Source organism: Syntrophales bacterium, from assembly GCA_026417625.1.
Classification (GTDB): Bacteria; Desulfobacterota; Syntrophia; order Syntrophales; family UBA8958; genus JAOACW01.
Map to the genome: position 1 here is coordinate 1 of JAOACW010000003.1, position 24,290 is coordinate 24,290.

The 24,290-nt window shown below is 43.9% G+C and carries 21 protein-coding genes; 5 read left to right on the top strand and 16 right to left on the bottom strand.

Annotated features, from left to right (window positions below; all coding sequences use genetic code 11):
* The 5 genes from N2317_02750 to N2317_02770 form a co-directional block, all read left to right on the top strand.
* Positions 1 to 849: hypothetical protein (locus N2317_02750; protein MCX7816418.1), on the top strand; the 849-nt coding region annotated here is incomplete at its 5' end.
* Between the two features lie 12 nt (positions 850 to 861).
* Entirely contained in the window at positions 862 to 1,146 is a 285-nt protein-coding gene (locus N2317_02755; GenBank protein MCX7816419.1) for a 4Fe-4S dicluster domain-containing protein, read from the top strand.
* A gap of 43 nt (positions 1,147 to 1,189) precedes the next feature.
* On the top strand, positions 1,190 to 2,329 hold the full coding sequence (locus N2317_02760) for an acyl-CoA dehydrogenase (protein MCX7816420.1): 1,140 nt from the start codon (positions 1,190 to 1,192) through the stop codon (positions 2,327 to 2,329).
* 16 nt (positions 2,330 to 2,345) lie between these two features.
* The gene (locus N2317_02765; protein ID MCX7816421.1) at positions 2,346 to 3,110 is read left to right on the top strand and encodes an electron transfer flavoprotein subunit beta/FixA family protein; all 765 of its coding nucleotides are present in this window, start codon (positions 2,346 to 2,348) and stop codon (positions 3,108 to 3,110) included.
* 24 nt (positions 3,111 to 3,134) lie between these two features.
* Complete coding sequence (locus N2317_02770) at positions 3,135 to 4,082, top strand: electron transfer flavoprotein subunit alpha/FixB family protein (GenBank protein MCX7816422.1); 948 nt, start codon at positions 3,135 to 3,137, stop codon at positions 4,080 to 4,082.
* A 26-nt stretch (positions 4,083 to 4,108) separates the two neighbouring features.
* On the opposite strand, the gene N2317_02775 is transcribed toward N2317_02770, so the two are convergent.
* The 16 genes from N2317_02775 to N2317_02850 all read right to left on the bottom strand — a co-directional run bounded on the left by N2317_02775 (position 4,109) and on the right by N2317_02850 (position 24,277).
* Positions 4,109 to 4,981, bottom strand: a complete 873-nt coding sequence (locus N2317_02775; protein ID MCX7816423.1) for a D-alanyl-D-alanine carboxypeptidase — start codon at positions 4,979 to 4,981, stop codon at positions 4,109 to 4,111.
* Between the two features lie 3 nt (positions 4,982 to 4,984).
* Positions 4,985 to 5,605: a carbonic anhydrase gene (locus N2317_02780; protein ID MCX7816424.1), complete on the bottom strand. Its 621-nt coding sequence runs from the start codon at positions 5,603 to 5,605 to the stop codon at positions 4,985 to 4,987.
* Positions 5,602 to 6,270: a dephospho-CoA kinase gene (gene coaE / locus N2317_02785; GenBank protein MCX7816425.1), complete on the bottom strand. Its 669-nt coding sequence runs from the start codon at positions 6,268 to 6,270 to the stop codon at positions 5,602 to 5,604. Before coaE ends, N2317_02780 begins: the two co-directional genes overlap by 4 nt.
* A gap of 6 nt (positions 6,271 to 6,276) precedes the next feature.
* On the bottom strand, positions 6,277 to 7,044 hold the full coding sequence (locus N2317_02790; protein ID MCX7816426.1) for a type III pantothenate kinase: 768 nt from the start codon (positions 7,042 to 7,044) through the stop codon (positions 6,277 to 6,279).
* 14 nt (positions 7,045 to 7,058) lie between these two features.
* Positions 7,059 to 7,835, bottom strand: a complete 777-nt coding sequence (locus N2317_02795) for a biotin--[acetyl-CoA-carboxylase] ligase (protein ID MCX7816427.1) — start codon at positions 7,833 to 7,835, stop codon at positions 7,059 to 7,061.
* A complete protein-coding gene (gene nadC, locus N2317_02800) occupies positions 7,832 to 8,674 on the bottom strand; it encodes a carboxylating nicotinate-nucleotide diphosphorylase (protein ID MCX7816428.1) in 843 nt (280 codons plus the stop codon). Before nadC ends, N2317_02795 begins: the two co-directional genes overlap by 4 nt.
* Complete coding sequence (locus N2317_02805) at positions 8,667 to 11,327, bottom strand: valine--tRNA ligase (protein MCX7816429.1); 2,661 nt, start codon at positions 11,325 to 11,327, stop codon at positions 8,667 to 8,669. The genes nadC and N2317_02805 overlap by 8 nt, the downstream gene beginning before the upstream one ends.
* Before the next feature lie 35 nt (positions 11,328 to 11,362).
* Positions 11,363 to 12,565 carry a tetratricopeptide repeat protein gene (locus N2317_02810; protein ID MCX7816430.1) on the bottom strand — a complete coding sequence of 401 codons (1,203 nt, stop codon included), beginning with the start codon at positions 12,563 to 12,565 and terminating at the stop codon, positions 11,363 to 11,365.
* Between the two features lie 70 nt (positions 12,566 to 12,635).
* On the bottom strand, positions 12,636 to 13,571 hold the full coding sequence (gene miaA, locus N2317_02815) for a tRNA (adenosine(37)-N6)-dimethylallyltransferase MiaA (protein MCX7816431.1): 936 nt from the start codon (positions 13,569 to 13,571) through the stop codon (positions 12,636 to 12,638).
* Between the two features lie 9 nt (positions 13,572 to 13,580).
* Positions 13,581 to 15,341 carry a DNA mismatch repair endonuclease MutL gene (gene mutL, locus N2317_02820; GenBank protein ID MCX7816432.1) on the bottom strand — a complete coding sequence of 587 codons (1,761 nt, stop codon included), beginning with the start codon at positions 15,339 to 15,341 and terminating at the stop codon, positions 13,581 to 13,583.
* A 15-nt stretch (positions 15,342 to 15,356) separates the two neighbouring features.
* The gene (locus N2317_02825; GenBank protein ID MCX7816433.1) at positions 15,357 to 16,088 is read right to left on the bottom strand and encodes a J domain-containing protein; all 732 of its coding nucleotides are present in this window, start codon (positions 16,086 to 16,088) and stop codon (positions 15,357 to 15,359) included.
* Between the two features lie 82 nt (positions 16,089 to 16,170).
* The gene (locus tag N2317_02830; GenBank protein ID MCX7816434.1) at positions 16,171 to 17,082 is read right to left on the bottom strand and encodes a hypothetical protein; all 912 of its coding nucleotides are present in this window, start codon (positions 17,080 to 17,082) and stop codon (positions 16,171 to 16,173) included.
* A 56-nt stretch (positions 17,083 to 17,138) separates the two neighbouring features.
* Entirely contained in the window at positions 17,139 to 17,405 is a 267-nt protein-coding gene (locus tag N2317_02835; GenBank protein ID MCX7816435.1) for a hypothetical protein, read from the bottom strand.
* On the bottom strand, positions 17,402 to 19,912 hold the full coding sequence (locus N2317_02840; GenBank protein ID MCX7816436.1) for a DUF799 family lipoprotein: 2,511 nt from the start codon (positions 19,910 to 19,912) through the stop codon (positions 17,402 to 17,404). The genes N2317_02835 and N2317_02840 overlap by 4 nt, the downstream gene beginning before the upstream one ends.
* A gap of 41 nt (positions 19,913 to 19,953) precedes the next feature.
* The gene (locus N2317_02845; GenBank protein MCX7816437.1) at positions 19,954 to 22,254 is read right to left on the bottom strand and encodes a hypothetical protein; all 2,301 of its coding nucleotides are present in this window, start codon (positions 22,252 to 22,254) and stop codon (positions 19,954 to 19,956) included.
* 31 nt (positions 22,255 to 22,285) lie between these two features.
* Positions 22,286 to 24,277, bottom strand: a complete 1,992-nt coding sequence (locus N2317_02850; protein MCX7816438.1) for a tetratricopeptide repeat protein — start codon at positions 24,275 to 24,277, stop codon at positions 22,286 to 22,288.
* Positions 24,278 to 24,290: the final 13 nt, after the last annotated feature.

Consider the following 24,290-nt stretch of genomic DNA (forward strand, 5'->3'; position numbering starts at 1 on the left):
GATGAGTTGAGGGCTGATGTGGTAATGGCGTGTGATGGTGTTCTTTCAGTGATTGCGGAAAAGGCAGGTATCGGTAAAGAAGCGCATGTTAGGAGTTTTGCTATTGGTGTTAAAGAGGTGATAAAACTCGATGAGGGAACCATAAATGAGCGTTTTAACCTCAAAGGTTTGGATGGTGCTGCCCATCTTTACATAGGAGACGTAACCCAAGGACGTTTTGGAGGGGGCTTTTTGTATACGAACAGGGATAGTCTCAGTTTGGGTATTGTTTTGGGTCTGGGTGTTGCTGAGGAAGATGTGTTGGATTTTGATATCCCATCGCTATTGGAAGATTTTAAGTTGTCACCGGCAGTGGCGCCCTTAATTAAGGGTGGAACAACTGTGGAATATGCGGCCCACCTGATCCCGGAAGGTGGCTTTTGGGGTCTGGGTAGATTGTTCGGTGATGGGATAATTGTGGCAGGGGACGCTGCTGGGTTCGCGCTTAATCTAGGGTTTACAGTGCGAGGCATGGAATTTGCGATGGCCTCCGGTTGCCTGGCGGCAAAAGCGTTCCTGGAGGCTAGGAAAAAGGGAAGGTTTGATGCGGATGCCCTTTCGTGCTATAGGGAGTTACTCGAAAACTCGTTTATTATGAAAGATTTTAAAAGGTTCAGAAACAGTGCCAGAGTTGTTATGAACCCCCGATTTTTTACCTACTACCCTGAGAAACTCACTCAGATTGCAAGGGAAATGTATACAGTAAGTGAGACAGGGAATGTTAGACTTTTCGATCTTGTGAGGAAACATTTTACTTGGCGGGATCTTTGGATGGTAGCGAGGGATGTTCGCGATTTTATGAAAATGTGAGGCAGTAAGTGGATGGACGAGGGAATTTTGAAAGCAAAACTCGGTTTGAATGTTTTTAAGCTGGGTGGTGGTCCACCCCATATCAGTATTAGAAAAGGAATGGAAAAGACCCGCAGACTTCGTCATATGGTTTCCCTGTGTCCCGCAGGTCTTTATCGAGAACAACCTTCTGGAGAGGTTACCCTTCAGCTTGAAGGCTGTTTAGAATGCGGTACATGCCGTATTGTGTGTGGGAACTCGGTGCTTGAGTGGGATTATCCGGAAGGGGGTACTGGTGTGCAGTATCGTTTTGGATAACAACCGTAAATCGCCATACAAATAGAAAAGGGAGGGTATAAAGATGAACTTCAGGTTAACGGAAGAACAAGAGCTGATAAGAAAGAACATGAGGGAATTTTGTGAGAAGTATGTTGATCCAATTGCGGCAGAGATTGACGAGAACAGTCGTCATCCAAAAGAGGTGTTTGATAAACTTGCTGAGGGTGGTTGGATGGGTATTCCTATACCAACGGAATACGGGGGGGGAGGATCGGATTATCTCACTCACATAATAGCTGTAGAGGAACTTTCACGTTCCTGTGCGTCAACAGGGTTTACTCTCTCTATCCATGTCGGTATTGCGTGTATGCTCCTTTTACTTTTTGGCAATGAGGAACAGAAGAAGAAATATCTCGTTTCTATGGCGAAGGGGGAAAAGTTAGGAGCGTTTGTTCTTACGGAGCCGGGAGCGGGCACGGATGTTATGGCTGCCCAGTCGACGGCTGTAAAAGATGGTGACTTCTATGTCATCAATGGTAACAAGACTTTTACATCAAACGGTCCCATCGCCGATGTTTACTTCGTTTTTGCCTGGACAGACAAGAGTGCGGGACGGAAGGGAATGAGTGCTTTTATAGTTCCTCGGGGAACAGAGGGTATGACGGCGGGTAAGCATTTTGCGAAGATGGGTCTGCGATCCTCCCAGACCTCCGAGATGATATTCAAGGATTGCCGTGTGCCAAAAGAAAACCTCTTAGGGGTAGAAGGAAATGGCCTTGCAATGGCGATGACTGGATTTGATCACGGACGTGTGGGTATTGCAGCACAATGTGTGGGTATTCTTCAGGCAGCTCTGGATGAGTCCATACGATACTCAAAGGAGAGGGTGCAGTTTGGTCAACCTATTGCTCGTCATCAGGCTATATCCTGGATGATTGCGGATATGGCAACTGATCTCGCTGCAGCCAGAATGCTTACTTATCATGCCGCTTGGTTAAAGGATCAGAATCAGCCTTTCACGAAAGAGGCTTCGATGGCTAAGCTTTTCGCGTCTGAAGCAGCCATGCGCCACACTATCAAAGCAGTGCAGATCCAGGGTGGTTATGGCTACTGCAAAGGTGCTAAAGTGGAGAGACTGATGCGGGATGCGAAGGTGACAGAAATTTATGAAGGAACCTCCGAGGCCCAGAGAATGGTGATTTCCGGTAATTTACTACGGTGAGTGGAAGAGATTCGATATGCTTAACATAATAGTTTGTTTCAAATGGGTTGTTGATGAGTTGTACATCAGGAGAACGGCCCGAGGTGAATTAGATTTTTCTAACGTTGATTACAAGATAAGTGATTACGATCGTAATGCTATAGAGGAAGCCGTTCGGCTAAGGGATGTTCATGGTGGTAGGATTCTGGGTGTGACTGTGGCTTCCACCGACATAGGAAAAGGGGTAAAGGATGCGTTATCTAGGGGTTTAGATGAGGTTTTTGTAGTGGTGGACGAACGCCTGACCGGTATCGATCCCCACGTTACTGCTTCCATTATAGCGCGTGTGATAAATTCTCGAATGAGTCCTTTCGATTTGATCCTGTGCGGGGAAGGGTCGAGTGATGTGTATGCACAACAAGTGGGTCCAAGAGTGGCAGAACTCTTGAACATCCCTTGTGCAACTTCTGTGTCTTCACTCAAATTCTATGATGGTAAAATCTATGTGGATGTGCGGACTGAAGAAGGTTTGGAGGAATGGGAAGTCGAGTGCCCAAGTTTGGTCACAGTTTTGCCCGAGATTAACACACCGCGCATACCCGGAGTCAAAGATACTCTTTTAGCTTCAAAAAAGCCTTTTGTGAGGTTGAGTTTGGATGATCTTAACCTGCAAGAAGAAGCACCTTTGAGGACGCTGCATATGGTGGGCGCACCAATTGAGCGCGTTTGTGAGAAATTTGGCACAAAAGATGAAGATATCAATCGATTTATCGATGCTTTGAAACGAAAGGGTGTTTTATGACCACGGATTTTCAATGGTGATTATATGGCTGGGGTTTGGATTTTTTCGGAAGACAGACGTTTGGTTTTGGAGATGCTTCACATTGGCCGTAGGCTTAATGATGCCTTTGGGTCAGCAATTACCGTTTTTACTCCGGCTTCTCGTGAGGAGACACAGGTTTTCTTTGAATATGGTGCCCATGAGGTGGTTATTCTTCCCCCTCTACCTGAGAAACGGACCATCAGAGACTATGCAGTATCTCTAGCTGATGAGGCTGAAAGATGTAGTCCTAACGTTTTTCTCTTCGGTTCTACGTACATAGGGAGAGAAATGGCGGCCCGGGTTGCGGCAAGATTGAAAGCTGGGCTCTGTAGTAACTGCATTCATGTAGAATGTAATCGGGAGTCAGGAACGATCATTATGGAACGTTATCTTTACGGTGGTATGGCTATACAGAGGCTCGTCTGGGATCGGGTTCCGATAATGGCCACTGTTCCGCCCCGTGTTTTCCCTTCTGCCACACCTTTGGAAGCGGGCGAGGGTACAGTTAGAGAGTTGTTACCTCCACCTGCTTCTTCAGTTAAGGTGTTGACGAGAAAAATAAAACCAAAGGAAACACGAGATATTACGGGGGCGAAGGTCATAGTCGCAGCCGGGAGGGGTGTAGAGAAAAAAGAAGATCTTGATCTTGTGCAAAAACTTGCGGATTCTTTGGGTGGTGAATTGGCCTGCACTCGCCCCCTTGCAGAGGAGTTAAACTGGTTACCTGCGGAACTCTGTATCGGTCTTTCGGGTGTTACGGTAAAACCAGAATTGTACGTTGGTGTAGGTGTTTCAGGTCAGGTACAGCATATGACAGGTGTTAGAAATGCGAAAGTAATTTGTGCAATAAACAAAGACCAAAATGCCCCGATTTTCACGCAGGCTGATTTGGGGATAGTTGGTGACTTATACGACGTTTTACCCAAACTGATCGAAGCGTTGAGGAAGTGAGTAGGTGTATGGGAGTGGGGCTGACATCACGCCCCCTTGCCATTCATTCTCAGGAATCCTAAGTCAAGAAGGCGTGTTGTTTCTTTCACTCTTACCCATGGGTCAGATGCACCCATCACAACTGCGATTATTCTTACATTGCCTCTTTTTGCAGTGGCGGATATGTTGTAACCTGCTTTGGCTACGTAACCAGTTTTTATTCCATCCGCACCCGGATAGGTACCGAGAAGGCGGTTTCGGTTCCTTAGCCTTACTCCTGCGTATGTGAAGTACTTAATGGAGTGGATGTGGAGGGAGTTGGGAAACCTCTTCAGATAAGCCCGCGAAAGTATCAATAGATCTTTGGCAGTTGTCACTTGGCCTTTTGCTGGAAGTCCATTTGAGTTTCTGAAACAGGTGTTGAGCATACCTAATTGTTTTGCTTTTTCATTCATGAGAGATACGAAATTTTCCACACTTCCGGATAAGTGTTCGGCTATCGCAGTAGCTCCATCGTTGGCAGAGGCAATGGCAATACCTTTGATGAGGTCATTTATCGTAACCAGATCATGGGCCCTTAGATTCATTCTTGTGCCTTTTGTATTTGCAGCTCTTTGACTGACATGCACGAGGTCGGAACCTTTGATTTTCCCGGATTCGAGGCTTTCGAATACTAAGTACAAAGTCATGATTTTCGTCAAAGATGCTGGGGGAATGGGTTTATCTGGGTTTTTTGAGTAAAGGATCGTCCCTGTTTCCATATCGGCAACAATAGCTGATTTAATGGAGGGTGAAGAGTGGGTTTTCGCTTTGTGGTGTTTTGTACATTTTTCTCTGCGTATTTCCCGTTTCCCCCAAGCATCTGGGACGCCAGAGGTTATCAGTAGAGTAATAACCAGATAGAATGCCCACCGTTTCATTGGTTATTTGTTGCTTTCCTGTTCGCTGTATCCTTTTGCGAAGGCAGTGTTTACGTGCACTACTCCTTTGTTAAGATTTAAGAATGGGTAATCTTCGGTGATGATGGGAAGGGAGTCAGCCTGATTCTGCGTTGTAACTGTACTTCCTGCAGGAACATATCTGTTGTCACTTATGCGAACGCCGATTATGGTACTTCCCGGTTCAAGAACACAGTTTTTCCCCACGAAGGATCGGAAAACAAGAACCTTCATACCCACGAAAGTGTCATCCAGAACGACGGCTGGACCGTGAATTTGGCATTGATGGGCTAGAGATACCCGATTGCCTATAAACACCGCATATTTTTTTCCTTCTATTTCGTATAGATTTTTCTCAACAGGTTTACCATCAGTCTCCGTTTCTAAAGCATGAATCACCACGCCATCCTGCACGTTGGAATTGTCTCCAATGTAGATGGGTTGTCCTTCGTCCCCTCTTATGGATGCAAAAGGTGCCACAAATACATGTTTACCGATTAATACGTTTCCTATAACAGCGGATAAAGGATGGATAAATGCTGATGGATCTACGGAAGGAGTGGAGATTTTTGAGCTGAAATCCGTTAATACGTTTTTCCCAATCATCTACTATACCTCCTTGTTGTTATGATATTTTTAGGGACCGGATTTTTTCCATGTCTTTTCTTTTCTTCTAACGCGAGGAGATGTTGCCAAACCGTATTTACTGTTTCCTTTGTTTCTTCAATGGATCCGTTGTTGTCAATCACAATGTCTGCTCGTTTAATTTTTTCGTAAATGGGTAACTGGGAGTTCAGACGTGCTCTGGCCTGTTCTAATGTGTATCCATTGCGTGACATCAGTCGTCTGATCTGTTCTTCGGGCGAGGCGTAGACAACGATCACAACGTCAAAATAACTTTGCATGTTTATCTCGAAAAGAAGAGGGACGTTGGAGATCACAATTGCGGTGGGGTGTTCCACCTGAATTGCTTTAAGCCGTTTTTCCCATATATTGATAACCGCAGGATGAACGATGGTGTTCAACAGTTTAAGTTTATCCCAATCTCCAAAAACGATCTCCCCCAATTTTCCCCTGTTGATGGATTTATCTTCTCGCAGTATTTCTGTCCCGAAATTGTTAACTATGGTGTACCACACTTCACTGTATGGTTCGGCTACTTCATGTGCTATTCTATCGAAATCGAGGTGAAAAGCTCCTTTTTGGACAAACATATCGGCTACTGCGGATTTCCCAGAGGCGATTCCTCCCGTAAGACCCACGTTAAGCACTTTGATTCACCTGTTCCGCTGGTAGATTATTTTCAGGCCTTCAAGTGTAAGCAGATCATCCACGACCTCTATGGTTTTTGTCTCAGGGGCAATGATTCTTGCCAGTCCGCCTGTGGCGATTACTTTAGGATTTCCTTTTGATTCGCTACGCATACGTTCTACTATCCCGTCCACCAGACCAGCATATCCGTACATGATGCCCGCCTGCATGCTGGTCACTGTGTCTTTGGCGATTACCGTTTTTGGTGTGCACAGTTCCACCCTGGGAAGTTTTGCAGCTTTTTGAAAAAGGGCTTCGCAGGAAATCATTATTCCCGGTGCTATACATCCACCCATGTACTCTCCCTTTGGTGAGATGTAGTCAAAAGTGGTTGCTGTGCCGAAATCCACTATAATGAGTTCTTGGCGGTATTTTTCATATGCGGCTACAGCATTGACGATACGGTCAGCACCCACTTCTTTGGGGTTATCGTAATATATAGGCATTCCTGTCTTTATCCCAGGTCCTACAATGAGTGGCTTCAGGTTAAAGTACTTCTCACACATGGGGATCAGTATGTTTAGCATTGGTGGGACAACACAAGAGATGACGATCGCAGAAACTTTACGGGAGGTGCTTATACGGCTTGATTTGTACAGATTGTATATCAGCATGCCGTATTCGTCTACTGTATGATCCGTTACCGTTCGTATACGCCAGTCATGTATAAGAATATCACCGTCAAAAAGCCCGAGAACTGTATTTGTATTTCCTACGTCAACGACGAGAAGCATCATTACCTCCATCTTTATTCAAAGAAAATATCGCCTGATGTTATTTTATGGACTTTGCCTGTATCATCCTGAATCATAAGACAACCTTCGTTATCTATTCCCAGAATGTTCCCGCTTAGTGTTTCTTGTCCGTAAGTTGCCCGGATTCTTCCACTTCTTTTTGCATATTTTTCCCATTGTTCCTTTATGCATCCGAAACCTTGAAGGATGAAAACTTTATACCACTTTCCCAAGCCGTTGGCGAGTCCTTCTGTGAGCTTTAACAGGTCAATCACTTGTCCAGTTTCTATAATCAGAGATGTAGCTTTAGATTTAAGCTCTTCCGGCATATCTGCATAAACCATGTTTACGTTGATACCTATACCGATTATCACAAATTCCACTTTCGAGGCAGTAGTTTTACCTTCTGTGAGAATTCCACATATTTTTTTCCCCTTCACAATTATATCGTTGGGCCATTTTATTTCTGCTGCACAAAATGAAGATAGGAGTTCGGCGACAGCTACCCCTGCCACAAGTGTGAGTAGCGGGGCGTCTTTCGGTGGCATGTCCGGCCGTAGGAGGAACGATCCGTAAAAGTTACCCTTGGGGGGAGATTGCCAGGAATGACTAACTCTCCCTCTACCTTTTGTTTGCTCCTCAGCGATGACTACTGTTCCTTCGGGAGCTCCTTCTAGAGCGAGACGGTAGGCCTCAAGATTTGTGGAGTCTATGCTTTTGTAGAAGTGAACGTATGGAAAAGGGGTTGCCCTGAGAACTTTAGTAAGGTTTGGTCCGTCGAATGGTCTCACGGTACAATTTTTAGCGATATATCAGCAGCTTTCACGGAGTGTGTCAGAGCACCCACAGATATAAAATCCACACCAGTCATGGCAATATCCCTTACATTTTCAAGAGAAACATTACCAGAGGCCTCCAGTAGCACTCTACCTCTAGTAATCCGCACTGCTTCTCTCATTTCTGGAACGGTCATGTTGTCCAACATTACGATATCTGCTCCGGCTTCAATGGCTTCCACCAGTTCCTCCGTATTCTTAACTTCCACTTCTATCTTAATATCTGAGTGTACAGCCGCTCTTGTTCTTTTGATCGCTTCACTGATACCACCGGCCGCGGTGATGTGGTTGTCCTTTATCAGAACACCGTCGTAAAGCGCAAACCGATGGTTCATTCCACCACCACAACGGACTGCGTATTTGTCCAGGATTCGTAACCCCGGATTTGTCTTCCTTGTATCGAGTATTTTCGCATTTGTTCCTACAACTGCCAGGCAAAACTGCCTTGTAAGGGTAGCAATGCCCGACATCCTTTGTAGGAAATTTAGGGCTGTGCGCTCTGCCGTTAAGATGGACGCTAATTTTCCTTCCACGTATGCAAGTACGGTATCTGAAAAGACTTCCTGACCGTCCTCAACTTCGGTTTTTACCGTGAGAGTATTGTCCATTGTAAGAAATACTTCACGGAATATGTGAATTCCTGAAACTACGAGGTTTTTTTTTGCGATGGCTTTTGCTCTTCCCTTTTCTCTGCCAGTGAGGATAGACTTCGTGGTTATATCACCACTTCCTATATCCTCCTCGAGAGCTTTTTCGATAAGTGGGCGAACGGAATTTATGTCAAAATTAACCATAAAGTTCTGTAACCTTACGCAGGGCTTCCTCCAGTATTCTAAGTTTTTCCGTTAATTCCTTATGTCTTTCTTCTTCTCTGGTTACAACTGAAGCTGCTGCCCGTGTACGGAACTCCGGGTTCTCCAGTTTTTGTGAGCAAATTTTGAGGTCCTTTAAAACTTTGTTTAGTTCTTTTTCGAGACGGGTTTTTTCCATTTTGGGGTCAATGACACCTTCTAATGAAACATGTACTTTTACGTTTGAACCAGCCACGCCTGTAGCTACATTTGGTGGTTCCGGTAAATTTTGTCCGATTTGAAGATCTTTCAATCCGGCTAGGTTGAGAATGTAAGATCTTCCATCTAAAAGAATTTTCTCTGTGAGCCCATCGTTGGTCGATAAAACAACCTCAAGTTTCTTTGAGGGGGGTATCCTCATTTCTCCCCTAATGTTGCGAATCCTTGTGATGACATCCATGATTAGCTCCATATGCTGTTCTGCTTCTTCATCTACTTCAAAGCCATTGGGTACTGGGAAAGGACTCACCATAATTGAAGTTCCATCACCTACAATATTTTGCCACAATTCTTCAGTTACAAAAGGCATGAATGGATGAAGTAGTTTGAGAGATGTTTTTAAGACTTGGTATAGGGTATCCTGAGCTGCAAGGCGCTTACTTTCATCCTCACCACGGTACAGGACTGGTTTTATCATCTCGAGATACCAGTCACAAAGTTCGTACCAAATGAAATGGTAGGTGGTGGAAGCAGCTTCGTTGAATTTGTATTCATCTAGACCTCTGATGACACCACTTATTGCCCTGTGCGCTCGAGAGCGAATCCAGCGATCGTGGAGACCAAGGTCTTTTTTATGTATAATTTCACCTTCATTGTAGTCACTCAAATTCATCAGGGCAAACCGGGCAGCATTCCATACTTTATTAACGAAGAATTTGTAGCCCTCTATCCGCTCTTCAGACATGCGGATATCCCGACCCTGAGCGGTAAATGCGGCAAGTGTAAAACGAAAGGCATCCGCACCGTATTTCTCTATCATTTCTATGGGGTCAATGATATTTCCTCTAGATTTACTCATTTTCTCGCCGTGCTCATCACGCACAAGAGCATGGAGGTACACATCCCTGAAAGGAACATCCTTCATGATATATAGACCCATCATCATCATTCTGGCTACCCAGAAGAAGAGTATATCAAAACCTGTGATGAGCAAGGAAGTTGGGTAGAACGTTCTTAATGCAGGTGTGTCATCAGGCCATCCGAGAGTGGAAAAAGGCCAGAGGGCGGAACTGAACCATGTGTCTAGGACGTCTTCGTCTTGCCTCAGATCACTGTTATTACAATTTGGGCAGTAATCGGGATCCTCCACTTGAACTATGGTATTACCGCAATTATCGCAGTACCAGACTGGTATCCTGTGTCCCCACCAAATCTGGCGTGAAATGCACCAGTCACGGATATTTGCCATCCAATCGAAATACGTGGCTTCCCACATCGAAGGTACTATTCGCGTTTTTCCTGTTACCACAGCAGCTGTTGCCTCACGGGCGAGAGGACCAACTTTCACAAACCACTGTTTTGATATGAAAGGCTCGATCACAGTTTTGCAGCGGTAACAGTGACCTATGTTATGGGTATATGGTTCAACTTTAATTAAATAGCCCTTTTCCTTGAGATCCTGAACCACCTTTTCTCGGCAGATGTATCTGTCCAAACCTCTGTACGGTCCACCATTTTCATTAATTACAGCGTTACCATCCATTATCTTTATGATTTCCAGGTTATGACGCCCCGCAATGAGAAAATCAGCGGGGTCACAGGCAGGGGTAATTTTTACAGCTCCAGAACCAAAATCCATGTCCACGTATTCATCGGCTATTACTGGGATAGGCCTATCCATTAATGGTAGTATAACTTTCTTACCAACTTTGTCTCTGTAGCGAGGATCTTTGGGATTTACCGCAACCGCCGTGTCACCAAGCATCGTTTCAGGCCTGGTTGTTGCAACCACAATACTTCCACTTCCGTCTGCGAAGGGATAGCGGATGTGCCAGAGATGACCCGCTTCTTCCTCGTACTCCACCTCCAGGTCGGAGATCGCAGTGTGGCAACGGGGACACCAATTTACAATGTAGTCTCCCTGATAGATTAGACCATCGTTGTATAGGCGAACAAACACCTCTCGTACTGCACGTGAGCAACCTTCGTCCATTGTGAAACGCTCTCTGTCCCAATCACATGAACAGCCTAGACGTTTAAGCTGGTTGATGATTACGTTTCCATATTTTTCCTTCCACTGCCAGACCCTCTCCAAAAACTTTTCCCGACCGAGATCATTCCGTGTAAGTCCTTCCTTAGCCAGTTCCTGCTCCACTACGTTTTGGGTCGCAATGCCCGCATGATCGGTTCCTGGCAGCCATAGGGCATTGTAACCCTGCATTCTCCGGTACCGTGTCATGATGTCCTGAAGGGTGTTGTTGAGAGCGTGTCCCATATGAAGCATGCCTGTTACGTTGGGAGGTGGTATAACTATACAGAAGGGTTTTTTCTCACTTACATCCTCAGCACGGAATAGTTTTTTTTCCAGCCAGTATGAATACCATTTAGCTTCCGATGTATGGGGATCGAAATTATTGCCTAAGGTTCCTCGTGCCATTTATGCACTCCTTGTTTTCAGTTTTTATCCTGGATTTAGAAGATCTTAAGCTCTTCCTTGAATTTCTTTATTATTAGAAGTGCTTCTACACCCGAGACCTTATCCAGCGGAGCAAACTCACCTGTGGATATGTTTTTCGCCTGCATAACGCCCCTTGAGGTGACTACCATTACAGCGTTGAAATAGGGTAAATCGGAGCGTAAATCGGGGAAGGGTGAGGGTGAACCAATGTATTTTGTAGCCAGCGTATTGTCGCCTGTAATCTTTATGAGGATATCTTCTATCATCATAGCATAGGTAGCCCTGTCCACAAATTCATTGGGGTAGAAGTTTCCATCGGGATAATTTTCCAATCCTCGAACGCCAATCTGGAGTATACCTTCAATATCGGCCTTTAATGGATGTTCCGCAATGTCATTGGCTGTTACTGGTTTCTTGGTTTCCGATTGGTATTTTTCTGGTTCTTTAAATGAGGTATCAAAGGTCTTTGGTGTTCTTTTTTTGTACAGCACATCGATTTTCATTTCCTCCATAAAAAGTGCAGCCGCATCGGCACGAGTTATTTTCTCCAAAAGGGCGATTTTTTTACCAGTTACAGTTCCAGGCATTGCACGTTGTATATCTTGAACGATTTTCCACTGTTTTTCCGCTTCTGCCGTTAACTCCCCTTTTAAATCCATGACTTTGGAGAACATCTCTCCGGCTCGATGGAAGTCCAGTGCTGTTTTATAAGCAAATCCCATCCAGTAAAATGCGGGTGCGTATTTTTGATCAAGTTCTATTGCTTTGTGAAATTCCTCTTCACATTTATCGAGCCAGCTTTTATCCTGTTCGCAATCAGTTCCGATCTTTGTGCACGCTATTTTGCTCAATGTGTTTACTCTTATGAATCCAACGTGAATAAAACACTTTTCTTCATTTGTCTTCGCATATTTCCACCCTTTTTTCAGGTTGTCAAAAGCAGCTTTATAATCCTGAAGATAGGCCTTAACTAGAGCGAGTCCTCCGTAAGCTTTTGAAAAACTTGGTGATAGTTCAATGGCTCTGTTAAATTCTTTTTGTGCTTGCTCGAATTTTTCCTCGTCGAGAAGTTTCATCCCTGTGTAAAAATGATGCTCTGGTGTGTCCATTTCTGCCAAAGGTTTTGCTGGTTTTGGGGGTGCACAGGAAATGAACAAAAGAAAAAATCCCAAAAGACATAGCACTGATAAGAGATGGGTTTTACGGAGATTTGACATATTATTCTCCTTTCTAAGGTAAATGAAATTGATTTTCTTTTAAACTTTGACTATTTAGGTGGAAGCGATTTTATAATTCGCGGTCTATGAAGTCAAGGATTTTCCCCATTATTTTTTCTGTATCTTCTACGTGATACCATTGTATGTCGCTTTCCTTGTTGAACCAGGTCCACTGTCTCTTTGCAAGGTGCCGGGTGTCTCTGGACATGAGATGTATGGCTTCATCCAAGGAGATTTTCCCTTCCAGATAAGATATAATATGCTTGTAGCTGAGGGACTGGAGTGGTTTTAGTTGAGGATCGTACCCCATAGATAACAGGCATTCAGTTTCTTCGACCAATCCTCTACTCACCATATCTTGACAACGTTTTTCAATACGTTTGTAAAGCTTCTCTCTCTGTATATTTAGACCGAGGAATAGATAATTGTATCGTTTGTTTTTAAAACCGTGCGCTTTTTGAAACGTCTTTATGGATATACCCGTCGATAGAATCACTTCCAGTGCCCTTATAATGCGCACCCAGTCGTGGGGGTGGATGTGTTTGGCTGCTTCAGGGTCTTCCTTTTTGAGAAGTTCGAAGAGGGAATGCGTTCCTTCCTTTTCCATAAGTTCTTTCAGATGTTGCCGCAACGTTGGGTTTTGACCAGCTCCCCAAAATATACCCTTGATAAGGGCTCGAATGTAGAGGCCTGTTCCGCCAACGACGAATATATTCTTTTTTTCGTTCCACAGTTTTTCGATAGTTTTATCCGCCTCTTTGACGAAGCGTGCCACATTGAAATCATCACGGGGATCAGCAACATCTATTAAGTGATGGGGTACAATGGCGCGTTCTTCCGGAAGAGGTTTTGCTGTGCCTATATCGAGATAGCGATAAACTTGCATAGCATCTGCGCTGATTATTTCCCCTCCAATCTTTTTGGCAATAGATATGGCCAGTTCTGTCTTTCCAACGGCGGTTGGACCCGCAATGATAATGAGACGGGGAGATGATTTCTCTGCCATATTGAGTGCTTAACGGCGTAGGAAGGATGCTTCAATATTCCGTAAAGATAGATGAATTAAAGTGGGTCGACCGTGGGGACAGGTTAAAGGAGTTCTCGCATGGGAGAGTTCTTCCCACAAATTGCAGGCCTCTTCGGGAGACATGGGTTCTCCCGCTTTAATTGCACCTCTGCAGGCAAGGATACGGGTGATATCTAGTTTGATTTTTTCCAACCTGTTCTCAGTCTCTAGACCGTTTTCACATTCAGCAAGTATATCAAATATTGCATGCTCGATGTTTAAATTTGGTGTTTCTGATGGAACACTCCTTACGATCAGGGTATTTTCTCCGAAAATTTCCACGCTTAACCCTATTTTTTCAAACGTGGGTAAAATTCGTGTTATCTTTTCCATGCAGTGGGGAGGAAGGGTGATTGTCTCCGGGATGAGCAAGTGCTGAACCATGCCTGGAGATGAGGTAAGTTTTTTGTTGAGTTTGTCGAAGATGATCCGTTCATGGGCGGCATGTTGGTCAACTAAAATGATTCCCCGGTGGGTTGTGAAGACGAGATACGTGTTCTGGAGACTGCCGAGGTACTGTACATCAGAGGAAAAAAGCGTAAATACATCCATATCGGTTGGGGTATCAGGGTTGGGTAGCAACTCCAGTGACTGAAAGGAGAGAAAGTTCTCAGTGTTCAAGTAGGAGGTCTTTGGTTCGCATACGCTATCAACGTCTATTTTGGAGTGGGTAGTGTATTTCTCTTTTTGAAGTGGATAAACGTTACCTTTAAGTGAAAAAGTGCTACTAGAGAGGGCTTGAGATACGAGTTCCAGGATCAAGGAGTAGACTGTAGAGGGGTCACGGAAACGAACTTCTGCCTTTGCAGGATGAACATTGACATCAACTTCTTGAGGAGAGATGTTGACATGCAGGATGGCGACGGGATAACGCCCTGTGGTGAGGTATCCCCTGTAGGAGTTCATAAGGGCTTGGAGTAAAATATTATCTCTAACAGGCCGGCGGTTTACGAAGAAGTGGATAAACCGTGTGGAGTTTCGAGAGAGAGATGGATGGCCAATGAAACCTTTGAGATGGATTCCTTTTTTTTCGCCTTGTATTTCTAAGAGTTTCTTTGATATTTCTGGTCCTAAAACGAAGAACACTCTGTCCGCTAAGTTATAAGCGGTAGGTATGGTGAGGATGGTTTTGCCCTTACCCTTTACCTCAATACGTACATTCGGTACTGCTAGTGCTATTTTCGTGATCCTATCGAGACAGTAGCTCTGCTCTGTTGCCGCGGATTTCTGGAACTTCCTACGGGCAGGGACATTCTCGAAGATTTTGTCCACGGAGATTCGTGTTCCAAAAGGAGCATCCACGTCCCACACATCTATTATTTTTCCATTTTCTACCATAACACGGACCCCAAGGGGCATGTTTCTTGGTCTGGTTGTCATCTCCACACGGGCTATGGCTGCAATACTCGGTAAAGCTTCGCCTCTGAAGCCGTACGTATTTATGTTGAAAAGATCATCCACTCGGGAGATTTTACTTGTGGCAAAACGCTCAAATGCCAGAATTGCTTCTTGACGTGTCATTCCCTCTCCGTTGTCAATAACACTGATACTTTCCAGCCCACCATTTTCCAGAGTTATACTTATGTTTGTGGCACCTGCATCCAAAGAATTTTCAAGAAGCTCTTTTACAATGGACGCGGGTTTTTCTATAACCTCACCTGCGGCTATTTTGAGGGTCAGGTCATGGGGAAGAATTTTAATACGCGTCATATGTGAGTATAAATTTCAGCGTGTTTTTTTAGAATTTTTTATAGACGTTACCATCCAATTATGTAAAATATGATCTCTTAAGAGTTTTTTCAACTGTTCATGGGATATCAGCCCGTTTTTGACGAAGTATGATCCTATCTTTGGTTGGAGTAGTTGCTGTTTTCTCAGAAGTATTTGCAGTTGACGTTCGCTTAGGTACCCCAATCTGATAGCGCAAGCTCCGAACTTTTCTCGAGGTTTCTTAATTTTTAGGATGTGTGTTATTTCCCGATCGGAAATCAAACCGGCATTTCGGGCAAGTTGTCCAAGAGGAGGTCTTTGCCTTCTCTGCCAAGTGATGGCGTTTATCAGGGACTGAAAACTTACAATACCTGCGAAATAGAGATATCGACCGAACGGTAGTATTGTCTGTGGAATGCGACCTGTATAATAGTTTTGACTAGAGTTCCAATGGATGTTCTTTGTGAAGTTTTTGAAGCGATTTTTTTGGTCACGAGCCAATATGAATTTTTTTAGCTTTTCAAATGCTTCGTTTAATCGTTTTGTTTTTTCCTCCAAAATGGTGTTATCAATCTGCACGCTTTGGAAGAGATCTGGGTGACATTCCTTGATACGTTGCCGATAAGCGCTTTTTAAGCCTGAGAGTTGAAGCGAATGGTAAAGGAAGTTAGTGGGAAGATCATGTTCAATCCCAAATACTATTTTGCAGGCCTCTTTTAAATCGCTTGATGAATGTACAACACTCATGCGACAAACAGTTCATCCGTTTAAAGAAAACGATCCCCCTTGTGGGGATGAACAAGGGGGTGGGTTTCTAAGTTGTTTTGTTTTAGTCTAGTACGATCATAACGCGGCATTTTTTCATGAAGTCTATATTTTCTTTTGACGCTAGAAGTTTTGCTGCATCTTGATTGTTGATCTTTAGGTCAGATTTGGAAGCACCTGCTGTAGAAATTGCTTTGATTGTTATGGGATTTGTGGCAACTCTGGGGTTTATCTGCGCAGCTGTAAGATCTCTCGCGTATCCGCTTATTCCCTGCTGTACGGCGTACTCTTTGCTGACGAGCAAGGATCCGTATACCTCTCTTCCTTCTTCGTCAAATATTTTGGGGGACATGGCTGGACGAGCGCCTAAGCCACGGGCATCGATTACAAGGCCTGTATACACTTCCGCACCGGGAGGTGTTTCTATAGGCTTTACTTTGGGCGGAGGAGTGGCTGTTTTTTTAGCGTCGTCTATAGCTTTAGGAATGATCGTCTGCATGAATGGACCTCGCATAGACATACGGTATTTGACCTCACAGGTACCATCTGAAAGGTAGATAGGTTCGCCAACCTGCTGAATATTTTTCACAATTCCATTAACCGTAGCTTTAATGGTATCAGATTCCACGACATAGTCCTTCACAGTAGTTTCGGAATCGATTCTAACACCCTGGATGATTTCGAGAATGTCTCTCATAGCCACCACCTTAGAAGCACGTATGCACATTGGTCGAGCTTGAGGTTTACCATAGTATCTTTCTGGTGGTGCACCAATGGCGATTACTTCTATGTACTGATCCTCGTAGTTAACAAGCCCCTTATCCCCAATCCTTTCAGCAACTTTGTTCTCTAGAATTGTTGTCCACTCTTTCATACTCACCTGGGCATCTTTTTCCTGTGCCCAGATGTTGCCAAATGCCAGTGTTAAAATGATCATTGTCAGACCAATTGATAAACCAAAACTTCTGCGCTTCATGCGAGCCTCCTTCTTTTTTTAAATCTTATTAAAAGAAAAGCACGGGCAATGCAATGCTATTTTTCAGCTTTCTCTTGTTTGCCAGAATATGCTCTCTCTTCTCGTGCTTCGAGCCATGGTTTTATGTTTACATTTGTTTCCAGGTCACCAATAATCATGGATTCATCAGGAGGGGATTTTCCCCACCAGTTGTTGCGGGCATCGATGTAAATGGTAGAGCGGGCCTGTATGGCGAAGTCATTTTCATAGATGTTGTTGTAATTGATTTTGGGTCTTGAATTCCCAACACAGGTTATTGCCCCTTCGCCGTGATTTCTGGTCAACGTGTTGTAGGTGATCGGGGGGCCGCGTCGTTCCGGCAGTAAATTCCTGTTTGTCCATTGTTTGCAATAAAGCAATTTGTAATCTCTAGCTCACCGAAGTGGATGTCAAAGGCTGTCTCTGCATATTGAACGTCACAGTAAGCGAAGTAGCTGCTGAGTTTGGTTTTTTTGGTAAACCGCGCCGCTGCAGAATAAAAACCAGGAGCTGGGCTTGTTGCTGCAGCGGTAAAAACTATGGGTCTATCAGGTTGCCCTTTAGCATGAATGGCCCCATCTTCTATGATAATTGCTGCTCGTTGATCGTATTTGATAACCACACCCGGTTCAATGTAAATTGTGGCACCACCATCAACTGTGACGTTACCTGTAACAAGGTATGGACTGTTAGACAAGATTAAGAATCCATCGGATTTGATTGTTCCCTCCAACTTCGAAGGTAAAATGGGTATGTTAATTTGTTTACCCTTGGGGTAGGGAGCATCAAGAACCGAGTCAATTCTGATGCGTCCTTTGAGGTTATTGAGGATCGCCAAGACATCCTTTGTGCCCCACCAGTTGTTAATGGCGTTTACGGGATCACCGGTCATTGACGTGAGCATATTCAGCGGCTCGTTATCGTAGATGTTGTTTTCCTGAACTGACGCTTGACTCTCGTAGACGGTTATACCTGTACCTTTATTGCCCACTATTTTGTTGCCCGAAAGTGTAGGAGCTGCGCCTTTTATGTAGATACCCTCTTTTTCGTTTTCCTTTATAGTGTTGTGCTGTACAGTGGGGTGGGCTCCGTCAGTTATAGTTATACCTGTTCCTCTGTTTTTTTGAATGACATTTTTGGTTATCATGGGAGATGAAAAAGCCCCAGTAATGAAGATAGCAGTATCGTTTTCTGTGAATTCAGATTCATTGATCACAGGTGATGATGAAAGGCATTTAACACCATGGTGGGCATTTCTTATTCGATTGAAGCGTAATATGTTTGTTTTATCCTTAGTATTTCTAAAGACAATGCCACCCCATCTTGTTCCTGTTTCAGCCGTATCCCATGTGATTATATGCTCTCCATCTCCTTCTGCAATGAGGCTGCCTTCGACAATGAGCGACCCCCCTTTTGCGTGTATTTCTGTTCCTGGTTCAACTGTCAGTGATGCTTTATCCATTATCTTCACATTTCCTTCCAATATGTAAGGACTAGCACCGGCAAACCAGGTTGCATTGTCTTCAATATTATCTTTCACAAGTGTTGGCCCTGGCGCTACAGGAGTACCTATTCCTATTGTCTTTTCGCTCTCATTTCCCGCAGCGTCTATGGCGGTCACTGCATAGTAGTACCGAGTACCATTCGTGAGCCCTGTGTCCTTGTGTTCTGTTGTTTCAGTTTTCGCAATTTCCTGATATCCAGTTATCGGTGTGAGACTTCTGTAAATTTTGTACCCTACAAGCTCCAAATCCTTAGAAGCTCCCCAGTTCAATAGAACGGTACCGTTACGACCTACCGTTTTCAGGTATGGCGGTTTCTCAGGCGGTGTTGTTTTAAGGGTTACCGTACCGATCGCATCAACCCATTGGGCAGTACCCCCCGCTTCGTCTCTTAAATAACCTGTGATTACTGCCTTTCTGACGTTGTCGCCAGGTACGACCCGATAAACACCTAGATATACTCCGGGAGTGTCAGGTTGTTCGTACATTTCAATGTGTTTTTTATAATCCCCAATATCGAACCAGGCTTGCTTTTTAGGTGTTCCCTGAATTACAACCCGTATCTCATCACCAGCCTTTTTAGGGATGTTCTTTGTATCCTGTACAAGTAGGGTAATCTCTGGGGGTCGGAGTGCGTCTGCAATACTAGGAGTAGGAATTGTCTTCACCATATCCCGGAATAGGTCATCACAGGCCCGAAGTAGTTGGATATCTCTAACGTTCATCGCCGTTGCCACAATCGTGGCAGCGATTCCAATAGGATTCAATGAAATGCCACCTTCGTGAAGCCGGACAGTGTGTTCTCCTGTCCAAAGGAGTTCCCCTGATTTTGTATCGTACATCTTAATTTTGGCGCCGACAGCTACTTGAGAGTACATCACGGCAAACAACTTGTCGAAGTTAGATATTTCCCCATAAATGACAGCGTCCACCCCTAAGATTGCTCCCAATTCCTGAGGTGTTTTCTTGTTTATCTCAATGGGATCTGTAAGTCCTGCTTTTTCGAGTAGATTGTCTACCTGTTTTAGTTCCATATCTTTGAAAGGTAATGAACTGAAATGATTGTAGAATCCCTTCCGAACTGCAGTAGCACCCTGTTGGCTTTGAGAAACATCTACAAAAGGTAATACGGCCACAGTTTTGGGCATGTGCTTTTCCATATACGGGTAAACCTTATATGTGCCGAGAAAAAAAGATTTTATTTCGGGAGAGATGACGGTTTCTTTGGTAGCAACGACACAACCATAAGTGATTAAGGTGAGGAGACAAACTGTGGCAAAAATCAACTTTAAAATATATCTTTGAACCATCTTATACTCTTCACTTTCCTTTTTGTTCTATCTATGATTTGTTAATCTCTTTTTACTACAATGTCCTCACTTAGGTCACTTTCTAAACCATCCGCATCCACGGCGGTAACCACATAAGTTCTCTCTTTGCCTTTTTTCAAGGGCCGTTCGTCTTTATATATGGTATCTTTTAGCCCTTGAGCCAAAAGTTCAACTCTTAGGAAACCTTTTTCATAGATATTATAACCCACAATATCCTTTTCCTTCCCGTGTTGCCATCTCACTTCAATGAAACCGTTTTTGATTGTTCCCGAAATTGGCTTTGGAGGTTCAGGTCGCGGCTTCGTTGTTGCCACTACTTCTTCAGAGTATTCACTTTTAAGCTCGTCTTTGTCTTCAGCTAGTATTCTGTACCTATAAGTGCGACCGTCTTTAAGTTCCTGATCGACGTATGACGTTTTGTTTTTTACCTTTGCGATTAGGTTGAAGTGGTTTCCTATCTTCTCTTCAGTTCTGTATATGTGATAAACTGCAATATCCTTTTCAGGGTTGGGTTCCCAATGAAGAGGAATCATGCGTACTTTGCCACTTTCTGCCTTCAATCCTTTGGGTTTAACCGGTTTCGGTTTTGTGGTTGCAGATACGACGTTGGAAATGTCGCTTTCTACGGCTACTTTATTGAAACTTTTAAGTACATAGTGATAGGTAACGCCATCTTCTAATTTAGATGAACCTTCTTCTTCATCTGTGTAACTTGAGACTTCTCGCCCTCTTATCCTTTTGACCTCCAAAAATTTACCGCTTCTATCCCGTGAACGGAATAGGATGTAACCTTCTACATCGGGATCAGTGAGGGGCGTCCAAGAAAGTTCAACCTTTTTGACGAGGCCGCTAACTGCAGTGAAACCTGTTGGAACTGGTGGTTTGCCTTTTGTTATGGCGGAAACCGTAATTGACGGGGTAGTTTCTGTATCAGGAGTTTCAAAGGCTGTAACACGGTAGTAGTACCGGGTTGCGTCGGCAAGACCCTCTTTATCCATATATACGATCTTTTTTACATCAGTTGATGGCGCATCGAGACGTTTTATTTTGATGAAGCCTGAATCTGGTGACGTGCTTCTGTATACGTAGTACCCTTTTATGTAAGGATAATTGAGATTATTCCAGGTCACTTCTATTTCGCGAATCATATCTCCCTTTGCCGAAAGACCTTCTACTGGCGGGATCGTTGTCCCTTTTAGAGCCTTTGAAAAGTCACTCTCTATTCCTTTCTCGTTGTAGGCTGTTATTTTGTAATAGTAATCTTCCCCGTCGGCGAGATTGCGGTCAGTGTAGGACACTCGTAGTAGTTTGTCTAAAGCGGTATCGAGACCAAGTCCTACGTCTCTACCCATGATATTACCGATTTCTTGATATGGCCCTTCTTCCACCTTTGACCTGTAGATTTTGTAACCTTTCAGTTGTAGGGGATCATCCGAAGGCATGGGGTTGGGAGACCAGGTTATTGTTATACTTTTTACGTGACTTTCCGTTAACAAAATCACTGGGGGATTTGGCGAGGGAGCTGTTTCCGCTGTCACGATATTTGAGTATTCACCAGTAACACCTTGGATGCTTATCGGTCGAATTTTATAGTAATACGTTTTGTTCCTCTCAACGTTCTCATCAGTAAATTCAGGTTTCACAACTTGTCCCACTTTAGCGAAAGGTCCTGCCTCTTTGCTTGCGCGAAATACTTCATAGCCACTCACCTGGATGGGCAGTGGATTCCATTTAAGAAATACACGTTTGCTTCCGGGTCTAACTGTAATCCCCTCGGGACCTTTCAATCCTTCTTTTTCCTCTTCGTGTTGTACCCGTAAATTATGGGCTACAGCCTTTTTAATATCATCACTTAGCTTCCTTACTTCCGATAGAAGGGCTGCATCGCCTAAAACATTGATTTTTCTTCTGTAGATCGGGCGCCTTTTAGCGATGTCTATAACACTTGCCCTTATATCAATTATGGTTCCTCTTTTCTCAACTGATCCTGTTATTATAATATCTAACCCGAGGCGGGAACCTATGTTGAGAACATTCTGAAGGTCATCGTTTTGCTGTAAGTCATTTAGTGCGAGGAAGGATTCCAGTTCTTTTTTTTCCAAGATGTTAAAAGTAGCTTCACTACTCAAGGAGTTTGTTAACATATTCGATACTGTAGTTCCATAGCCGGCAGCTTCTATGTTAGTTGCCACAAAATTGAAAATGGATATTTTGACCTGCGCAGGCTGTGGATGGGCTGCTCGGGTAAGTGGCCAGCTTAGGAAAAAAATAAGAGATATTAATGTGGTTACAATCTGTACTTTTCTGTTTGTAAGTATCACAACCCATCCTCCCTTTTTGTGAGGGACTACGTCAGATTCTCAGCGATGATTTGATAATCTCATCGATCGCTTCCTGGGATTTTTTGGATATTGGGGTATTTATACCTTTGAGTTTTTCATCGTATACAGCGTCAATGTACTTTTCGATAGCGGATTCGAAATCCCTCCTTTTTTGGAGCAACTGTGCTTCGTTAAAATAAACTGTTTCTAGACTCTGAAAGTGTTTGAGGACACTCTGTCCAATTTCCTTGATCTTTTCGTTGGTTAGATCATCAAGAACCTCTGTTTCGGTGGGTAGTTCTAGTGGATCATGAGGAATATTGGCTACAGGTACGGCGTCTTGGTATTTATCCTCTTTAACCACTCTGCCTGATATGGTGTTCGTAAAGATATTTTCTCCGGTGAACGTATCAACTAATTTGTAGGACACTTCTATTATAGCGTTTACCTTTGCCACACCTTGCCTGTATGAGATAAACTGATAGTTTCTCTTTTTAATCGTTTTGGGTGGGGCAAGTTTCCACTCTTCCTCAGTAGGTTTCGGATGTTGCATTAACCATAGACTAAAGTCGGGGTTCGCTACATCCTCCTCGTCCACGAGGACTTTGGCCACAGAAGTACTCGGAGTATCTGTCATTTTGGAGGAGTAGTGAAGGACGTTTCCCATGATAAATGTATCAATTCCTCTCATCTTACCCACTGCCTGGGCTGATTTTATGTCCACAATGCCCGTTTGACCAAGTTGAAGTTCTCGGAGGATGGATTGTAAACTTTCCCTTTCGATAATGCGTATGTCGCCACTTGCGTTTTTATGCAAAAAAGATATCAGTTTGTCCGCAACAATACGACCGGCGTCTTTATTTGTGGCTGGACTCCCAAAGTCCACCACTGCTATGGATCTCCTGATACGTTTGTTTATTCTATCCTTCACGTCGATTATCTTCTGAAAGAGATCGGGATCTCCTGGGTTTAGTAATTCTGCCTTTTGCAACCAGACAAGGGCGTTACCCCACATTTCTCTGTCAATGTATTTGTTTGCCCTTTCTTTTAATTTATCGACAATAAGCTTCGCGGTGCTTTTATACAATGGATCATGAGTAATCACTGGTACATAAGACTTAGCCAATTCCATCTGCTTTACAGCCTCAGATAGCGGTCCCGTTTTTGCGAGCTGCACACTCTCTTCGAGGCATGTTTTACCTGCTTCTTCCTTGATTTTGTCTAGTTCAGATGCTAGTTCACCATTTTCGGGCTGGTACTCCAATGCCTTCTCCATAAGTGTAACAGCACGGGACCATTGTTTTTTCTGGGTGGCAGTTTTGGCTGCATTTCTGTAATAGTCAACATTGTCCTTATTTTTTGCATCTTCGTAGAGTTTAGCTGCATCCATATAATTGGGGTTAATGTCCAAAATGGCTTTAAAGGATTGCGCAGCTAATCTCCATTCCTCCTGAGATGCCATTTGAAGGCCCTGTTTGTACAGTTGCTTACAGCCCTCCTGCTCAGCCTTCGATAACTGAGTGCTAGTATCTTCATAGTTGGGAAACACCTGGTTTATTCGGCGGAGCTTTGTTATAGCGGCAAGCCAGTCTTCTTTTGATATGTCTTGCATTGCCTGGGCGTAGGTGGTTTTCAAAAATTCCTGCGTGCTTTTTATTTTGTCCTGAATTTTTTTGTTAAGGGCTACAATTTCCGGATTTCTGGGGTCGTAACTAAGAGCTTTATCGGAATGTTTCGCTATAGTTTCCAGATCTGCCATTGTGGGATCTGCAATCGATTCGAATTTCTCTTTTGCCCTTCTGTGAAAAATTATTGCTGCCTCCATCTTTGCTTTTGCAAGAGCGGCTTTGTACTCCTCATTTGCTGGGTCTTCTTTTAGGGCCTGTTCGAAATAACCAACAGCTTCATCTGGTCTGTTCTGGGCCATCATGTCCTGCCCTATTTTGTAAAGTTCACTCGGTGCACAGGCAAAACACATCAAACTAACGGAAATAAGAAGCAAAATTCTAAAATAATTTTTCATTTTAGCCCCCATT

Bases quoted from the DNA above. Each gene is read 5' to 3' on its own strand.
- N2317_02755 (MCX7816419.1), top strand. From the start codon at position 862: ATGGACGAGGGAATTTTGAAAGCAAAACTCGGTTTGAATGTTTTTAAG.
- N2317_02760 (MCX7816420.1), top strand. From the start codon at position 1,190: ATGAACTTCAGGTTAACGGAAGAACAAGAGCTGATAAGAAAGAACATG.
- N2317_02765 (MCX7816421.1), top strand. From the start codon at position 2,346: ATGCTTAACATAATAGTTTGTTTCAAATGGGTTGTTGATGAGTTGTAC.
- N2317_02770 (MCX7816422.1), top strand. From the start codon at position 3,135: ATGGCTGGGGTTTGGATTTTTTCGGAAGACAGACGTTTGGTTTTGGAG.
- N2317_02775 (MCX7816423.1), bottom strand. From the start codon at position 4,981: ATGAAACGGTGGGCATTCTATCTGGTTATTACTCTACTGATAACCTCT.
- N2317_02780 (MCX7816424.1), bottom strand. From the start codon at position 5,605: ATGATTGGGAAAAACGTATTAACGGATTTCAGCTCAAAAATCTCCACT.
- N2317_02790 (MCX7816426.1), bottom strand. From the start codon at position 7,044: ATGCTTCTCGTCGTTGACGTAGGAAATACAAATACAGTTCTCGGGCTT.
- nadC (MCX7816428.1), bottom strand. From the start codon at position 8,674: ATGGTTAATTTTGACATAAATTCCGTTCGCCCACTTATCGAAAAAGCT.
- N2317_02805 (MCX7816429.1), bottom strand. From the start codon at position 11,327: ATGGCACGAGGAACCTTAGGCAATAATTTCGATCCCCATACATCGGAA.
- N2317_02810 (MCX7816430.1), bottom strand. From the start codon at position 12,565: ATGTCAAATCTCCGTAAAACCCATCTCTTATCAGTGCTATGTCTTTTG.
- miaA (MCX7816431.1), bottom strand. From the start codon at position 13,571: ATGGCAGAGAAATCATCTCCCCGTCTCATTATCATTGCGGGTCCAACC.
- mutL (MCX7816432.1), bottom strand. From the start codon at position 15,341: ATGACGCGTATTAAAATTCTTCCCCATGACCTGACCCTCAAAATAGCC.
- N2317_02825 (MCX7816433.1), bottom strand. From the start codon at position 16,088: ATGAGTGTTGTACATTCATCAAGCGATTTAAAAGAGGCCTGCAAAATA.
- N2317_02830 (MCX7816434.1), bottom strand. From the start codon at position 17,082: ATGAAGCGCAGAAGTTTTGGTTTATCAATTGGTCTGACAATGATCATT.
- N2317_02840 (MCX7816436.1), bottom strand. From the start codon at position 19,912: ATGGTTCAAAGATATATTTTAAAGTTGATTTTTGCCACAGTTTGTCTC.
- N2317_02850 (MCX7816438.1), bottom strand. From the start codon at position 24,277: ATGAAAAATTATTTTAGAATTTTGCTTCTTATTTCCGTTAGTTTGATG.